The 16358-nt window shown below is 37.2% G+C and carries 14 protein-coding genes; all 14 read left to right on the top strand.

Going from position 1 to position 16358, the window contains the following annotated elements:
• Window positions 1-5: 5 nt before the first annotated feature.
• Window positions 6-725, top strand: coding sequence for an LPS export ABC transporter ATP-binding protein (lptB, locus tag BN6559_RS07285; RefSeq protein WP_110954100.1), 720 nt, complete (start codon window positions 6-8; stop codon window positions 723-725).
• Window positions 726-736: 11 nt separating this feature from the next.
• Entirely contained in the window at window positions 737-1825 is a 1089-nt protein-coding gene (locus tag BN6559_RS07280; protein ID WP_110954099.1) for an LptF/LptG family permease, read from the top strand.
• Window positions 1826-1937: 112 nt separating this feature from the next.
• Window positions 1938-3098, top strand: coding sequence for a DUF3084 domain-containing protein (locus BN6559_RS07275; protein WP_110954098.1), 1161 nt, complete (start codon window positions 1938-1940; stop codon window positions 3096-3098).
• Window positions 3099-4243: 1145 nt separating this feature from the next.
• The gene (locus tag BN6559_RS07270; RefSeq protein WP_199883825.1) at window positions 4244-5356 is read left to right on the top strand and encodes a porin; all 1113 of its coding nucleotides are present in this window, start codon (window positions 4244-4246) and stop codon (window positions 5354-5356) included.
• 215 nt (window positions 5357-5571) lie between these two features.
• Window positions 5572-5988 carry a RuvC family protein gene (locus BN6559_RS07265; protein ID WP_110954096.1) on the top strand — a complete coding sequence of 139 codons (417 nt, stop codon included), beginning with the start codon at window positions 5572-5574 and terminating at the stop codon, window positions 5986-5988.
• Between the two features lie 307 nt (window positions 5989-6295).
• Window positions 6296-7615: an S-layer homology domain-containing protein gene (locus BN6559_RS07260; protein ID WP_110954095.1), complete on the top strand. Its 1320-nt coding sequence runs from the start codon at window positions 6296-6298 to the stop codon at window positions 7613-7615.
• A 334-nt stretch (window positions 7616-7949) separates the two neighbouring features.
• Window positions 7950-9245: an S-layer homology domain-containing protein gene (locus BN6559_RS07255; RefSeq protein WP_110954094.1), complete on the top strand. Its 1296-nt coding sequence runs from the start codon at window positions 7950-7952 to the stop codon at window positions 9243-9245.
• A gap of 165 nt (window positions 9246-9410) precedes the next feature.
• Window positions 9411-9848 carry a hypothetical protein gene (locus BN6559_RS07250; RefSeq protein WP_234407817.1) on the top strand — a complete coding sequence of 146 codons (438 nt, stop codon included), beginning with the start codon at window positions 9411-9413 and terminating at the stop codon, window positions 9846-9848.
• Window positions 9849-10005: 157 nt separating this feature from the next.
• Window positions 10006-10935: a hypothetical protein gene (locus BN6559_RS07245; protein ID WP_110954093.1), complete on the top strand. Its 930-nt coding sequence runs from the start codon at window positions 10006-10008 to the stop codon at window positions 10933-10935.
• Window positions 10936-11127: 192 nt separating this feature from the next.
• The gene (locus tag BN6559_RS07240) at window positions 11128-12594 is read left to right on the top strand and encodes an LPS-assembly protein LptD (RefSeq protein ID WP_110954092.1); all 1467 of its coding nucleotides are present in this window, start codon (window positions 11128-11130) and stop codon (window positions 12592-12594) included.
• A gap of 11 nt (window positions 12595-12605) precedes the next feature.
• Complete coding sequence (locus BN6559_RS07235) at window positions 12606-13598, top strand: bifunctional heptose 7-phosphate kinase/heptose 1-phosphate adenyltransferase (RefSeq protein ID WP_110954091.1); 993 nt, start codon at window positions 12606-12608, stop codon at window positions 13596-13598.
• 2 nt (window positions 13599-13600) lie between these two features.
• The gene (gene rfaE2 / locus BN6559_RS07230; RefSeq protein WP_110954090.1) at window positions 13601-14068 is read left to right on the top strand and encodes a D-glycero-beta-D-manno-heptose 1-phosphate adenylyltransferase; all 468 of its coding nucleotides are present in this window, start codon (window positions 13601-13603) and stop codon (window positions 14066-14068) included.
• 111 nt (window positions 14069-14179) lie between these two features.
• The gene (locus BN6559_RS07225) at window positions 14180-15202 is read left to right on the top strand and encodes a glycosyltransferase family 9 protein (protein WP_199883824.1); all 1023 of its coding nucleotides are present in this window, start codon (window positions 14180-14182) and stop codon (window positions 15200-15202) included.
• A gap of 38 nt (window positions 15203-15240) precedes the next feature.
• The gene (locus tag BN6559_RS07220; protein WP_110954089.1) at window positions 15241-16311 is read left to right on the top strand and encodes a glycosyltransferase family 4 protein; all 1071 of its coding nucleotides are present in this window, start codon (window positions 15241-15243) and stop codon (window positions 16309-16311) included.
• Window positions 16312-16358 lie beyond the last annotated feature (47 nt).

Raw genomic sequence — 16358 nt, 5'->3', positions numbered from 1 at the left:
AGAGCATGTTTATAGAAGCAAAAAATCTCATAAAAACTTATAAAAAACGAAATGTAGTTGATGGTGTTTCTTTAAAGGTCGAAAAAGGAGAAATTGTTGGTTTGCTTGGACCGAACGGAGCAGGAAAAACAACAACCTTTTATATGATTGTCGGATTGGAACAACCTACATCTGGCAAGGTGTTTATTTCGAATGATGATGTAACCCGTATGCCGATGTACCAAAGATCAACGTATGGTATTGGATATCTTGCGCAGGAGGCATCCATCTTTCGTAAACTGACGGTCGAGAAAAATCTCATGGCGATTTTAGAAACGACGCCATTGTCGAAAAAAGACCGCGAGAATAAAATGCAGAGCCTGTTGAAAGAGTTTCATGTTGAGCATGTCCGGCAGCGAAAAGGAACGGAATTATCCGGCGGGGAAAGACGGCGGGTAGAAATTGCACGGTGTTTAGCGACAGATCCAAGTTTTATTTTACTCGATGAGCCATTTGCCGGGGTAGATCCGATTGCGGTATCGGATATTCAAGCAATTATTGCGTATTTGCGTAAACGCGGTATTGGCATTTTAATCACAGACCATAATGTACGTGAGACACTTAGCATTGTGGATCGTGCTTATATTTTAAACCAAGGTAAAATATTGTTAGAAGGCGATAGCGATACCATAGCCAACAGTGAAATAGCCAAGAAGTTCTATTTAGGTGAAAACTTTAGTTTATAGGGAGATATGTAATGCGGATTTTAGATCAGTATATTATGAAGGAATTAATCGGAACTTTTATTTTTGGTATCTTTGCTTTCTCCAGTGTTTTCATTGGGTCTAGTACCTTATTTCGGATTGCACAATATGTTACGCAATATGGTGCTTCCGTTCAAGCTGTAATTCAATTGTTTATTTATAGTCTGCCAGGCATCATCGTACTGACATTTCCAATGTCTATGCTGCTGGCAGCTTTACTCGCTTTTGGGAGATTATCCGCATCCAGTGAAATTACAGCGATGAAATCAGGCGGAATCAGCTTTTATCGCATTGCTATGCCGGTTTTTGTCGTTGCACTTTTTGTTAGTATCTTTGCAATTTTATTTAATGAACATGTCGTTCCTAAGGCAAATCAGGCCTATAATAATATTGTATTTTACGAAATTCAAGGTAATACTGCACCAAAATCGCAGGAACATCTGGTCTTAAAAGAGATTACGGGCGGTGAGATAGAAAGACTCACCTACGCACGTCGTTATGATGCAGATACCACTGCAATGTATGGTGTATCTGTGCAGGAATTTGAAAAGGGAAAACTCGTTCGCGTTCAAAATGCTGAAAGAGCAGAATGGACTGCGGATCATTGGACGATGTACACGGGAATTCTAAATGAACTATCTGAAGAAGGAAATGTACAGCGTACTTTAAAGTTTACGCAGCAAATCTTGCCAATCAAGCAAAACCCTAAGCAATTGGTGAGAGAACAAAAAGATCCTGATGAAATGACAATGCGTGAGCTGCGTTATCAAATTAAAGCTTTGAAAGCGCAAGCGGTATCCACCAATAAACTTGAATCCGAGTTATATAAGAGAATTACCATTCCGTTTGCAAGTTTTGTGTTTGCTTTAGTTGGTGTACCGCTAGGCCTGCAGCCAAATCGGACGAGTTCTTCTATTGGTTTTGGTCTTAGCATCATTGTTATTTTTATCTATTATTCAGTTATGACAGTTTTTAGTGCGCTAGGACAAGGCGGAACGATGCCGCCGCTTATTGCAGCTTGGATACCAAATATTTTGGGAACGTTGGTTGGCATTATTTTAATCCGCAAAGCTGCACGATAAAAATAAGAAAAAGATCAGCCGCAAAGAAAAAGTTGCAGGAAGGGTTGAATTTTACTCCTTTTGTGTACTATGATTACTTTGTGGTTCTTTTTATGTAAAGGAGGGATAGAGAGTGTATGGTATTGTATTAATTCTTATATTGATTGTCATGGGTGGTGTGATTGCCTATATTGGTGATAAGTTGGGTACAAAAGTCGGTAAAAAGAAATTATCCATGTTTGGGCTCAGACCTAAGCACACCTCTATTATTGTAACGATTATCACCGGGATACTCATTACGTCCTCTACCCTTGGCGTACTTGCTTTAACCTCAAAAAATGTTCGTACAGCACTTTTTGGTATGGAAAAGCTAAATCAGCAAATTCAACTTACAGAATCCAATTTAAAAAATGTAAAGTTGGATCTTGATAAGGCAAATATAGAACGTGCACAGACCTTAGAAGCATTAAAACAAGCACAAGAAGACTATGAGATTGCCAGCAATGATTTGGAAAAATCTCAACAACAAATTGCTGAATTGGAGAATACGAAGAGGCAATTAGAAGAAACTAAGCAGGAATTAGATGCGCGTGTAGCGAGTTTAAGTGAAGAACAAAAGGCACTCGAAAGCGATGTCGAGCGGCTTAATGTTTTGACAAAAAAATTAAATCAAGGGATTCAATTCGTGCGTGAAGGCGACATTGCATATCGGGCTGGTGAAGTCATCTTAAATGGTACAATCCATGCAGATGAAATTCCCGATAAAACGATAGAAAGTTTCATTAAAATTTTAACTGAAGCAAATCAAACGGTTTTAGAACGTCTTGGAATTAAAGAAAATATAGACGTAATATGGCTTTCGAAAGATGAGTTTGAACAGACCGTTCGACAGATCAATCAAAATGATAAAGAAATGATCGTTCGTTTAGTTGCGGCCGGTAATATTATTTATGGTGAACCGGTGCGCGTAAATGTTGAACTTTATCCGAACAAACAAGTCTATAAAGAGGGACAGATTGTGTTCAGAGAAACAATTACAGTCAATGCAAAAGAACGCAATGCAGAAGATATTGTGCTATCTTTTCTTAAAAAGGTAAATGCAGCTGCAATTTATAAAGGCATGATTCCAGATCCGCTGCAGGGTACAATCGGTGTGATGAGTGGTTCTCAATTTTACGATATCGTTAATAGTCTGGAAAATGTAAACGGCGAAATTGAACTTATCGCTACTGCCGCAACGGATACAAATGCCGCAGGCCCGCTACGGCTGAATGTGCGAGTTCGACAACCTTAACCTGTGGACAGGGACAGATCGGCCGTGGGCAGGCGATAAGCACTCATCTGCGTTGTTGCATAAAAGTGCTGCTCGTCGACGTACACCAGTACGACTCCTTCGCAACTCTTTTATGCGCCTAGCATCTGAGCACTTCTCACCAGCCCACAGCCTATCTTCGCACTAGTTTATAAGTGGAACGGCAATGGATACTTTTCTAAATCATATAAATTCTATATTTATCATGTCATATAAAGCTGTCGCATTTTAATTGCGGCAGTTTTTTCGTTCCCCGGCCTTTTCCGGAAAAATACGTTCCGAAGGATGAAAAAAGGCTGGCTTGCGTGAAGAAATCCGTTTGTCTGAGCGAAGCGAGCTAAGGATTTTAGCAAGTCAGTCTTTTTTCAAGTATTTTGGAGGCCTTAGGCCTAGCATTTTTGTTTCTTTTGATGCGATGCCAAAAGAAAGGTCTTAAAGGTTAGTAGTATGCGAGAATTCATGGTATGCTTCGTAGCTGTAATGCCATGGACTTTTTTTAATTGAAAGCAATATAGTGTTACATATATTACCAACCTATAAAAGCAGGAGAATAAGAAGAAATAAAGAATTATGTAAATATAAAATCAAAGCGAATCAATTTTATTTACAACACATAAGATTGATTATACCAAGGTATATGGAAAAAATTACACAGAAGTTTAAGAAGGAAAAAGAAAAGATTTATAGAATTATGTAAATATAAAAGAATTCAAATTGATTTCTTGTCAGACTGACTAGTCGTTCAAAATACCGAGAAATATGGAAATAATTACACGCACTTATAAGCAGGAGTTTTGATAGAAAAATAGAATTATGTAAACATGAAATAAAATACACAGCGCTGAACGACTAGTCAGTCTGATATCTCCCACATATGGTTTCCACATATAGTTTCAATAAAATAGAACCTACCTTGAAAATTTCTTCGTACATACCTACAAAAAAGCTGTAGGGACAACAAGAGACAGCAAGAGATGATTATAATGTTTGCTTGAGGAAACGTGGATACTCAGTAAAAGTTGTAAGGATCAAATGCAAGTCCCTTGGATGTCGGCCATAGGCCAGGCAAAATTTTAAGAAAAAATTCAAGGGGGATCTCGAAGACAATGAAAAAGAGTTTATTAAAAATGGCAGTTACGACTGCACTTACAGTAGCGTTTGCAGTACCTGCATTTGCAAATCCATTTGCTGATGTTGAACAAGGACACTGGGCATATGATGCAGTAGAAGTACTTGCAAAAGATGGAGTAATTGAAGGCTATGGCGATGGCACTTTCCAAGGAGATAAAACAATTACTCGTTATGAAATGGCACAAATGGTAGCAAAAGCTATGCACAAAGATTTAGATGGTGATCAAAAAGCAACAGTAGAAAAATTAGCAAAAGAATTTTCCAGTGAATTAAAAGATATGGGTATTGCAGTTGATGAAGTAAAAGCAGAACAAGAACGTGCAAAAATTACTGGTGACGCTCGTATTCGTTACGGTGCTACCGATAATAGCAGCGATGATACTGATTTCAGAGCACGTATTGGTGTTACAGGTAAAATTAACGATGATTTAACATTCAACACTCGTTTATCCAGTGGTAACATTTCTTACAATGGCGAGTCTGATGGTATCAAATTAGATACTGCAAATGTAGGTTTCCATGCACTTGGCTTAGAAAACACAATTGGTCGTCAAGATGTTCTTGTAGGTACTGGTATGATTTTAGACGATAAAATCAATGGTATCCAATCTGAAATTGGTGGCTTAAAAGTATTTGCTGGTAACCAAACAAGTGAAAAAGATCGTTTATATGGTGCTGAATTACAAAGTGGTATCTTTAACTTGAACTATATCAAAGCTGATGCACAAGCAACTGATGGTACAGACAAAGAATTCTATGGTGCAAATGCATCCTTTGACTTAGTGAAAAATGTTAGCTTAAATGCAGAATACAACAAAGAAGATAATTCCGGTGATGATGCAATCGCTTACGGCGTAAACTTCAACAAACTTGGCTTATCTGCAACTTATAAAGATGTTGAAGCTGGCGCAGTTACAAACTACTCCAACAATTCTGGTGATATCAGTAATGTATCTTTCTTCAATGAAGGCTACAAAGGTATGGAATACAAATATACAAGAGAAGTTGCTGACAACACAACTTTAACTCTTAAATACCAAGACTTCAAAAACCAAGCTGGCGACAAAAACCAAGATCGTACAGCAGCTTATCTAAACGTAAAATTCTAAAAAATAACATCCAAAGAGAAGTATTCTTGAACACAAAGCCGCCGCACATTCAGTGCGGCGGCTTTCGTTTGCTTTTCGTCCCCGGCTTTTTCCGGAAAAATACGTTCCGAAGGATGAATGCGGCTTGGGGCGGAAAGATTATATCATTATTGACTTTAAGCTATCGAATGCGTACAGTATAGATGATAGACTGAGAAAAAATAGAAGGTGAAATTATGCCAACCCAAGTGATTGCTATTGATCCGGGCAGAGAAAAATGCGGAATTGCAGTTGTTGAACAAAGCAAAAAAGTTTTATATCAAGAAGTTATTTTTACAATAGATTTAGAAAATAAAATAAAAACACTACTCGAAAAATATAAAATAGAAAAAATTCTTTTAGGAAATGGAACCTCCAGTGATACAGCCAAGCAGCAAGTGGAAAAAAGTACTACACCTTCAGATGTTAAGATTGAACTCGTAGAAGAATATCGGACAACGGATGCCGCAAAAATTCGTTATTGGCAAAGTCATCCGCCACGTGGTTTAAGACGTTTGATTCCTACGGGGATGCAAGTTCCACCGGTACCAGTAGATGATTATGTAGCTGTTATTTTAGCCGAACGTTATTACGGAAGTAAAAAGCACGTTTAGATCGTTTTAGCCCTAAATATTTAGGAACTTATGGCATTTATTTGTATTATTTAGAGCAATTATTTAATTATTTTTGAAAAATAACAGAAAGTTAACAAAATTTTAATCATTCTTCCAATTATTTGCTTGCAAACTTGTGATTTATCATGTAGAATTCGAAATAAGAGCGTTACATAGATGGAAAAGATGAGAAGATAAAAAATATTTATGAGGAAACATGGAGACTCTAGAAATTTTTTGTCGGAAAATCTTTCCTAAAATTTAAAGCTCGAAAAAATTATTTTATATTTTTAAGGGGGATTTTCTCATGAAAAAAACACTTGTTGCTGCAATCACTTCAGCACTAGTAATCGGTGCAGCAAGCACAACATTTGCTGCTGCAAATCCATTCAGCGATGTACCAACAGATCATTGGTCTTTTGATGCAGTTGCTAAATTAGCACACGAAGGTGTAATCGAAGGTTATGGCGATGGCACATTCCGTGGCGATGCAAAAATCACTCGTTATGAAATGGCACAAATGGTAGCAAAAGCTATGGCTAAAGAAGGCGTTAGCTCAGCAAACAAAGCTACAATCGACAAATTATCCGCAGAATATGCAGATGAATTAAACAACTTAGGTGTTCGTGTTTCAGCTCTTGAAAAGAAAACTGACAACGTGAAATTTAATGGTTTGTTACGTTTAGATGGTAGCCATAAAGAAACTGATAATGTAGATAATGGAAGTGCTGTTACCGCTAAAGTTCGTTTAGATATGACAGCTACTGTAAATGACGACTGGGCAGTAAAAGCTCGTTTTGATTCCGATGCAGATCTTGACAATGATAATCTTTCATCTAAAGACAGAAAAACTGAAGTAAAACGTGTGTATGCAGAAGGTCCTTTATTTGGCGCAACTGCAAAATTAGGTAAATTCGGTGGATTTGATAACGCTGGTTACACAAATGGCGGTTTGCTTTTAGATAATCCAGTAGAAGGTGCTGAATTTGCTTGGAAGGGCAATGCATTGACAACTACAGTAACTCTTGGTCGCCTTGCACAAAGCGATTATGATTTTACATCTAATGCAGCTAAAGCAGCTAAAAAAGCTGATGATGCAGGTGTAGCTCGTCCTGATGGTGCTGGCTATTATGGTACTAGTGATTATGCAGCAATTCAATTTGATTACAAAGCAACGGATAAATTGAAAATTGGTGCTGGTTATCATCACTTAAAAAATGATAGTGCTTTTGGTAGTGACGAAGACACAAATAATATTTGGAATTTAGGTTTTGATTATAAATTAAATAAAACTCTTACTTTTGGCGCTTTGTATGCAGCATCTGATATTGATGCTGAAGATAGCGATATAGAAGAATCTTATGGTGCACAATTAACTTATAAAGGTGTTAAACAAAGTGCTCCTGGATCTTTTGGAATGTGGCTTGCATATCGTCAAATCGGTGAAGCAGCATCTTTCCACCCAACTTATGATGGCGTTGGCTATGGTGAAAAAGGTGTTGAATTTGGAGCACAATATATGTTAGATAAAAATATCATGGCATATGTAAACTACTTTGATGGTGAACAAGTTGATGGCGATAAAGATGTTGAAAAAATCTTCGGTCGTCTGCAATTCTCCTTCTAAGAATAACTATAATAAAAGGACTTTCTGTTTAGGCAGAAGGTCCTTTTTTATGAGAATTTTGAAATTTGTCTATTGTTTTCCATGAGAAAAAGTGGTATTATACTAAAAGTAAAGTGATTGTCAAATAAAGGTTAAGTATTTATTAAGATTTTTACATACACTTTATCTTTAGTTTAGATATGAGTATATACTTTATTTAAAGTATATCTTATATACAGAGCTGGAACTTAATAGGGGAGAAAAGTTTAAGAGGAAACGTGGATACTCTAAAATTCGTTCTCACCTTAAAGTAAAGGCTCAAAAAAATATTATTTATTTTAAGGGGGATTTTCTCATGAAAAAAACACTTGTTGCTGCAATCACTTCAGCACTCGTAATCGGTGCAGCAAGCACAACATTTGCTGCTGCAAATCCATTTAGCGATGTACCAACAGACCATTGGTCTTATGATGCAGTTGCTAAATTAGCACACGAAGGTGTAATCGAAGGTTATGGCGATAACACATTCCGTGGTGATGCAAAAATTACGCGTTATGAAATGGCTCAAATGGTAGCAAAAGCTATGGCTAAAGAAGGCGTTAGCTCATCAAACAAAGCTACAATTGACAAATTATCTGCAGAATATGCAGATGAATTAAACAACTTAGGTGTTCGTGTTTCAGCGCTTGAAAAGAAAACTGACAACGTGAAATTCACTGGTTTCTTACGTTTAGATGGTACGCATACAGAAATTGATAGTCATGACGATGGAAGCGAAGCTACAGGCACGATTCGTTTAGACATGAATGCTGCCGTAAATGATGATTGGGCAGTAAAAGCTCGTTTTGAATCTGAAGCTGATTTAGATAATGATAGTTCCGATAGAGATACAGAACTTAAGCAAGCCTATGCAGAAGGACCATTATTTGGTGCAAATGCAAAATTAGGTAAATTCGGCACATTTGATGCTGAACACTTAACTAACGGCGGTTTAATCATGGATACTGAAGTTAGTGGTGCTGAATTCCAATTTGGAAAGGCATTAAAAACTATAGTAACTGTTGGACGTTTACATGGTGATAATTATTCAGCAAATGATGAAGTTAAAAGATTGACTAATACGGATGCAAATCTTTATGGTACAAGTGATTATGCAGCAATCCAATTTGGATATGATGCAACAAATAAACTTTCATTAGGTGCTGGATATTACAATCTTCGTAATAGTGTAGGATTCCTAGATGGTGAAGGGGTAGATGATACCAATTCTATTTGGAATTTAGGTTTTGATTACAAATTTAACAATAATCTTACTTTCGGTGGTTTATATGCACAATCTAGTTTAGATGCAGCTGAAGGTACAAATGATGACAATGAAGACGCATATAGTGTACAATTAACTTATAAAGGTGCAGAATCTAATGCACCAGGTTCTTTCGGTGCATGGGTAGCATATCGTCAAATCGGTTCATTTGCTTCTGTTGCTCCAACTTATGATGGTGTTGGTTTCGCTGAAAAAGGTACAGAAGTTGGCGTGGATTACATGCTTGATAAAAACATCTTAGCTAAACTTGTTTACTTTGATGGTGAAAAAATTAATGGTGAAAATGATGTAGAAAAAGTATTCGGTCGTATCGAATTCCAATTCTAATCTTAGACAATTTGAAAGAGCTTATGCCAATTGGCATAAGCTCTTTTTGCGTATATAGTAGCAAAAAAAACTTTAGTGAGATTTAAGAACGACTTTACATAAGAAGGGGTTTTTCTTCTTGTGTCGAATACAATTAATGAATATATTTTTAGGAGGTATTTCGATATGAGTATGAAGAAAACCTTAATTGCATCAGTTGTTGCTTTGAGTGTTGTTTCTACTATTGCTATACAAACGACCCAAGCATTTAGTTTTGGGAGTATTTTAAAGGTTGGCGGTATCGCGATTCTAGTGGACAAGTTTGCTGAACCATTAAATAATTTTATCAATACATTGACTGCGAAACATTCTGTTAGCAGTGATTATGCAACCAAGGTTGTACCAATTATCGTCGTGGGGAGTGGTACATATACTGGTGCCGCACAGATTACTGGACCTCAAGCATCCGTAGATCAAACCCAAGCAGTATTGCAGATTGAAGGGAATTTCAGCGGCGATAAATTCAGAATCAAAGCATTGATTCCAATCGACAGTAAAAATCCAACCAGCTTTAATCGTGTACAAGGTGTAGGGGTATCTGCCCAAATTGATGTGAAAATCTGATAGGCGCGCAAACCAATCGATATATTTTAAATTATCTATAAAATAAAGGCATGGTATTTTTAGGATATCATGCTTTTCTTTTTGTGATTGCAGGATTTTGTAAATAAATTTAGAAGTTTATACAATAATAATATGAATTTAAGGGGGATTCTAATATATGTTTCGTAGAACGATAGCGATGGCACTAGTATTCATGTTTATGTTTACTACGATTATTTCAGCCCAGGCGACAGCAGAGATGACAGTAATGGATAAAATGTCTACAGTAGAAAAGACTTTGTATGGCAATGACCAAACAGGAGCATTACTTGAACGTGTCTCGAAGTTAGAAAAGGATGTATATGGTACTTCCATGGATGGAGCAATCGTTTCGAGAGTTGATAATTTATATAATGGAGCTTTGGATAATTCAGCGGGACATCCATCCATGCTGACAAAGGTAAATGGGATTGAATGGGCGATAACACATAGTGTGACGAATACAGCTATGAAAAATAGAATAGAACATTTGGAAACAGTAATTGAGGGGAATCCAAAAGTAGGCGCATACAATGATCGTATTAGTAATTTAGCAGCATTGGCTTTTGCTGATGGGTCTGTAGATGTATCGGACGAAATTATTCCTGCGGATACTTTGGTTAAAATAAAATTGGTTACACCAATTGAGAGCAAAACAGCGCGGGTTGGGGATATCGTTACATATCAAGTTGCTGAAGATGTAGTGATGAATGGCGTTTTAGTGTTTGCCAAGGGAGCCGAAGGAAATGGTAAAATAACAAAAGTATCACAAGCACAAAATTTTGGACGTGATGCGAAAGTGGATATTGATTTTTCTTCTATTACTGCAATCGATGGCTCAGAAGTAAGTACCTTTTTGGGCGATAAAGCCAAAAAAGAAACCGAATCTATGGCGATTGCCGCGGGAGCTACGGTAGCAGGATTGGCAATCTTAGGACCAATCGGGATTGTCGGGGGCGCTTTTGTTAAAGGTAAACAGGTAAATATTCCAGAAGGTACAGAAATCTATATTCAAACAAAAGAAGAAAACATCGTGCATGGGGTGCAATCGCAAACCACATTTAATTAAGTTGTATAATAAACCACAAAGATCGCGCTGATTTTAGCGATCTTTGTGGTTTTCTACATATTACCGATAGATTTAGTGCAGGAAATACGGTATATTTGTAGAATAAAACTAAGTTAAGAATTATTTCTTAATTTTTTCAAATGATAATAGTAGGTGCTAAGAAATTTTCTTGGATTAGAATAGGAGAACTATATGGCAAGAAAAAATAAGATCCTTTGTGGTTTGATTACTTTATATACAATACTTGGCTCCAATATGGTAGGACAGGCTGCAGAAGCAAACGACAATGTCCCAGTTCATGTTGAAGAAACAACAAATGATATGGGTGCAACAGTAGAAAAAGATCAAGAAAACCTTGAAAAACCAGCTGTTCCAGTGACGATAGAGGGAGATGATATTTCTTTTGATAATCAAACTGGCGATGTGTATGCAAAGGGAAATGTGGTAATAAAACAAGATCCGGCAACGGTTTATGCAGATGATATTCGCGGAAATACGAAACGTACAGAGGTCAATATAGATGGCAAAGCGAAGATTATGCAGCCAGGAATGAACTTAGATGGTTATGCTACTTTCTATAACTATCAAGATCATGTTGGTAATATGGGGGAAGCGAAAGGCATCGTTGATTATGAAAAACATGTTACTGCAAAACACATTGAATTTTTGCCAGATGAATATATTATTTATAATGGCACAGTAACAAAATGTCCGGCAAAAAAACCGGATTATCATATGCGGGCAAAAAAAATAGAAATTTGGCCGGATGATAAAATGGTCGCCTACGATGCACAATTCTTAATTAAGGATAAAATTATCTATTCAACGCCACGTTATGAAACTAAAATTGGTAAGAACAAACAAAAGAGCGCTTTTCCTAGAATTGGTTACAATAGTGATAATGGTGTTTATGTCACTCAAAATTTCCAATATCCATTAGCAGATACGATTATAGCGGAAGCTAATATTGGCTATTACAGTAAGCATGATTTTAAAAATGACTACGAAATTACAAAATATGATCCAAATTATACGCTCACGCTAAGAGCGGGAGATTATTTGGATGATGATGATGATTGGATGAAAAAAGAACCAGAACTAGAATTTAAATATGCCACGAAACGTATTGCGGGTGGACCTTGGAAATACGACTTTGATGCAGTATATGGTAAGTGGCGTGATGGCGATAAATCAAGTTGGCACCAAGATTATACACTATATTTTAGCCGTGATCCGATTCATTTGAGTAAGACATTTACTTTATCACTTGGTACAGGGTATGAAATTGTAAAGGAATCTTATGATGGTTCGCAAATCAATACAATGAAATATGATGCGACTTTATACAAAAAAGTAAATGATAGAATCAATGTTTATACAGGATACCATTATACGAAGAACAATAGTCAAACTTCATTATTTAACTATGATAACTCAGATGTTGGTCAAGAACTTGCTAGTGGTATTAGTTACCGGTTTGACGATAAAAATTCGATTTCAATTTCACAAAGTTTTGATTTAGCAAATGGAAGCGTTGCAGATATGTATTATTCTTGGCAGCATAATTTACATTGCTGGGATATGACGTTAACATATCATAAAGATTATCAGGAAAAAGATGATAAAATCAAAGTGAAGTTCGATGTAGCGCATTGGTAAAGGAGGATAATGTGAAGAGCGATTTAGTAGATGTAATCCATCAAATTCAAGGTAAAAAAATCTTGGTGATTGGAGACATGGTTGCTGATGTCTATTTGCATGGGATGATTTCCCGTATTTCTCGTGAAGCGCCAGTCTTAGTTTTGGAGCAGGCAAAGAGAACGATCGTTGCCGGCGGTGCAGCCAATGTTGTGCATAATGTGGCGACTTTAGGCGGTGATGTCTGGGCAGTTGGGTTAGTAGGCAATGATCAGGCTGGTACTGGTCTCAGGCAAATCTTCAGTGAAAAGGACATTCACATTGAAGGTCTTCTTCAATTAGAAGATTGGGCAACGATAACAAAGACAAGAATTATAGCTGGTGGTGCGGCCACTGTTAGTCAGCAAATCGTACGAATAGATAATGAGCCAAAAACGTCTATGAGTTCTGTAGTAGAAGATAAATTAATGAGTTTTTTAGAGTCAACGCTAAAAAATATCGATGGTGTCGTGATGAGTGACTATGGCAGCGGAACTTTGACAGAGGATATTAAAAAACGAATTATTTGTTACTGTAAACAGCATCATATACCATGCATAGTCGATTCTAGGTATAATATTTTAAGTTTCACTGGTGTAGATTATGTAAAACAAAATGATGCCGAAGCTTCAGCTAATGTAGGTTTTGCGATCGAAAATGAAGAATTATTGCTGAAAGCAGGGGCCATTTTATTAGAAAAAATGCAGGCAAAAGGTATTCTGATAACGCGTGGCGATCAAGGTATGACCTTATTTGAAGCAAGTGGTGCAGTGCATCATATTCCTGTATCCAATCTTAGCGAAGTTTTTGATGTGAGCGGTGCCGGCGATACATGTGTAGCAGCCATGTTGCTTGCGCTTGCTGCCGGTATAGAGCCTGTACTCGCTGCAGAAATTTCTAATATTGCCGCTGGAATTGCAGTACGCAAACTTGGTACTGCCACTGTAAGTGCAGCTGAATTAAAAAATGTGATTGGGGAAGTATAGGAATGTTCATAACTGAAAACGATATTGAACTTTGGTGTGAAAAACTACGTGCAGAGCGGAAAAAAATCGTATTTACCAATGGCTGTTTTGATATTCTGCATGCTGGACATGTCAGATATTTAGAACGCGCGAAAGAACTTGGAGATTGCTTGGTAATTGGGTTAAATAGTGATGCTTCTGTACGGTCACTTAAGGGAGAATCCAGACCCATCAATCATGAAATAGACCGTGCGGAAGTTTTAGGTGCACTTAGAGTTGTGGATTGTGTTGTTATTTTTGGTGATAAGACTGCCGAAAAATTAATCGCTAAAATTCGTCCTGATATTTATGTTAAAGGCGGCGACTATACGGTGGAAACATTACCGGAAGCGGAAATCGTGCAGCACTATGGTGGAAAAATTGAATTTGTTCCGCTGGTAGCAGGACGTTCGTCAACCAATATTATTAACAAAATAAAAAGTGTAGAATAAGGGTATCCATAAGATTAACCACAATAATCAAAACGAAGCAATTAAAAAATGCGTTGTTTCGTTTTGAGAATTTGTGGTTATCATTATTTTCAGAATGAGGTTGACATAATTATGTTAATACAAAATATTTTGATTGTAAAATTAAGTGCTATAGGTGATGTGATTCATGCATTGCCGGTTTCTTATGCACTAAAAGAAAGTTTTCCAGAGGCAAACATCACTTGGGTTGTTGAGCCGCCAGCGTATGATTTATTGGTAAATAACCCCTGTGTTGACCGTATTTTACTCTTTGAAAAGAAGAAATTTAAATCCGTGGATGGCTTTATAAAAAATTTACCCGGATTTTATAAAGAATTGAGAAAAGTAAACTATGATGCTGCACTTGATTTGCAGGGGTTAGGGAAAAGCGCAATCATTACTTATTTAAGTGGTGCGACTGTAAAATTAGGTTGCTGTAATATGCGGGAGTTTAGCCATTTCGTTAGCAGACCAATCTGTGGGATCAATCAAAATGGACATATTGTTGAACGATATTTAGATGTAGTCAGGGCTTTGGGGTGTAAAGTGGAAAAGGTCGTGTTTCCGCTCACGGTAACGGAAAAAGAAGCGGATATTGCGAAACAAATTATGCAGCAGTCTGGTGCAGACATAAATCAAGATTATATTGTTTTAGCGGTAGGTGCAAATTGGCCGAATAAGCGTTGGTCAACTGCGTTATATGCGAAACTTGTGGATTTTTTGTATGCAAATCATTTCATTCCTGTGGTGATCGGTGGCGGTGTTGTTGATCGTAGATTGGTGGATGAAATTACTGCGGAGTCTGAAATACCACCAGTCGATTTAGTGGGGAAGACAACACTGAAACAGTTAGCGTATATTATGCAGAAATCTAAGGCTGTAGTTGGTGGAGATACGGGAACAGTGCATTTAGCAGCAGGGATTGGTAAACCGGTAGTAATGCTGATGGGACCAACGGATGCGAATCGGAATGGACCATATGAACAAGCGCAAAATGTAATTGAGATCGAAAGACCTTGTAAACACTGTTGGAAGCGGCAGTGCAAATTCAAATTTGATTGCCTGGATGATATAAAATTGGAACCCGTCATTGAAAAGTTGCAGTCACTTTTGTAATCTTGTTTGCAGTTCTTTTTAAAAGAAGGTGATTTGATATGAAAAATATATTGCTGATAGTGCCGAGGATGAATATCGGTGGTGCGGAAACTTATGTCGCTACGGTTGCGTTAGGTTTAAAAGAGTCTGGATGGAATGTAGTTGTAGCATCAGGTGGCGGTCTGCTAGCGGAGCAACTTGTGAATAAAGGGATCAAGCATTGTTATGTTCCTATTAGAGCAAATGCCTCTTTAGCAGCGTATTTGATAGAAAAGATCGTCAAAAGATATCAAATAGATATTATTCACGCAAATTCTTCCGCTGCCGGTATTGTTGCTGTAAGGGTGAAGAAAAAACTGCACATACCAACTATATATACAGCGCATGGTGTGTTTGGTCATAATGCGAAAGAGATGACACTGAATGAGTGTGATCGGATTATTTGTGTAAGCGAATTTGTGCGTGCGTACGCAATTGAAAAAGGTTTTACACCAGAAAAACTGGTGACGATTTATAGCGGGATTGATTTGAACAGGTTTAAACCTAATTCCGAGAAGGTACGATTGATTCGGGAGAATATCGGAATTCCACAAGATGCATTTACGGTTGCAATTGTTTCACGCATAAAAAATTTACATAATAAAGGTCATGCGGACATATTACAGGTGCTACAAAATTATGCGGATGCAAAGAATTGGCATCTTATGGTTATTGGGAAAGGAAAAGGAAAGTGGAGTCTGCAGTATCAGATATGGAAGCATAATTTGAGGAGTCGTGTGCATGTGCTGGGGCATATTGTGAATGTAGAAGAAGTGCTTGATGGGGTCGATGTAGTTGTTTTACCATCGAAATTTGAGACCTTTGGCTTGGTGATTGCAGAAGCAATGGCTATGGAAAAACCCGTGATTGCTTATGCTGTTGGCGGGACACCGGAAGTTATCGACAATGAGCATTCTGGATATTTGGTGGAGAAAGATGCTATCAATTGCTTTTATGAAAAATTAGCGAGTTTGGAAAAAGACAAGGTTTTATGTAGCTCTATGGGCGAACAAGGGCGTAAGCGAGTTGAAAAATTATTTTCAAGGGATAAGATGATCGAAAATATTTTGACTCTTTATAAAAATTTATAGTCGAAAAGAAAAAATTAAATATTACATTGAAGAAGGCGTATTTGTGT

This window comes from Massilibacillus massiliensis (genome assembly GCF_900086705.1).
GTDB lineage: Bacteria > Bacillota > Negativicutes > FLKF01 > FLKF01 > Massilibacillus > Massilibacillus massiliensis.
This window is presented reverse-complemented; position numbering and strand designations above follow the sequence as displayed.

Bases quoted from the DNA above. Each gene is read 5' to 3' on its own strand.
- lptB (WP_110954100.1), top strand. From the start codon at position 6: ATGTTTATAGAAGCAAAAAATCTCATAAAAACTTATAAAAAACGAAAT.
- BN6559_RS07280 (WP_110954099.1), top strand. From the start codon at position 737: ATGCGGATTTTAGATCAGTATATTATGAAGGAATTAATCGGAACTTTT.
- BN6559_RS07270 (WP_199883825.1), top strand. From the start codon at position 4,244: ATGGCAGTTACGACTGCACTTACAGTAGCGTTTGCAGTACCTGCATTT.
- BN6559_RS07265 (WP_110954096.1), top strand. From the start codon at position 5,572: ATGCCAACCCAAGTGATTGCTATTGATCCGGGCAGAGAAAAATGCGGA.
- BN6559_RS07260 (WP_110954095.1), top strand. From the start codon at position 6,296: ATGAAAAAAACACTTGTTGCTGCAATCACTTCAGCACTAGTAATCGGT.
- BN6559_RS07255 (WP_110954094.1), top strand. From the start codon at position 7,950: ATGAAAAAAACACTTGTTGCTGCAATCACTTCAGCACTCGTAATCGGT.
- BN6559_RS07250 (WP_234407817.1), top strand. From the start codon at position 9,411: ATGAGTATGAAGAAAACCTTAATTGCATCAGTTGTTGCTTTGAGTGTT.
- BN6559_RS07245 (WP_110954093.1), top strand. From the start codon at position 10,006: ATGTTTCGTAGAACGATAGCGATGGCACTAGTATTCATGTTTATGTTT.
- BN6559_RS07240 (WP_110954092.1), top strand. From the start codon at position 11,128: ATGGCAAGAAAAAATAAGATCCTTTGTGGTTTGATTACTTTATATACA.
- rfaE2 (WP_110954090.1), top strand. From the start codon at position 13,601: ATGTTCATAACTGAAAACGATATTGAACTTTGGTGTGAAAAACTACGT.
- BN6559_RS07225 (WP_199883824.1), top strand. From the start codon at position 14,180: ATGTTAATACAAAATATTTTGATTGTAAAATTAAGTGCTATAGGTGAT.
- BN6559_RS07220 (WP_110954089.1), top strand. From the start codon at position 15,241: ATGAAAAATATATTGCTGATAGTGCCGAGGATGAATATCGGTGGTGCG.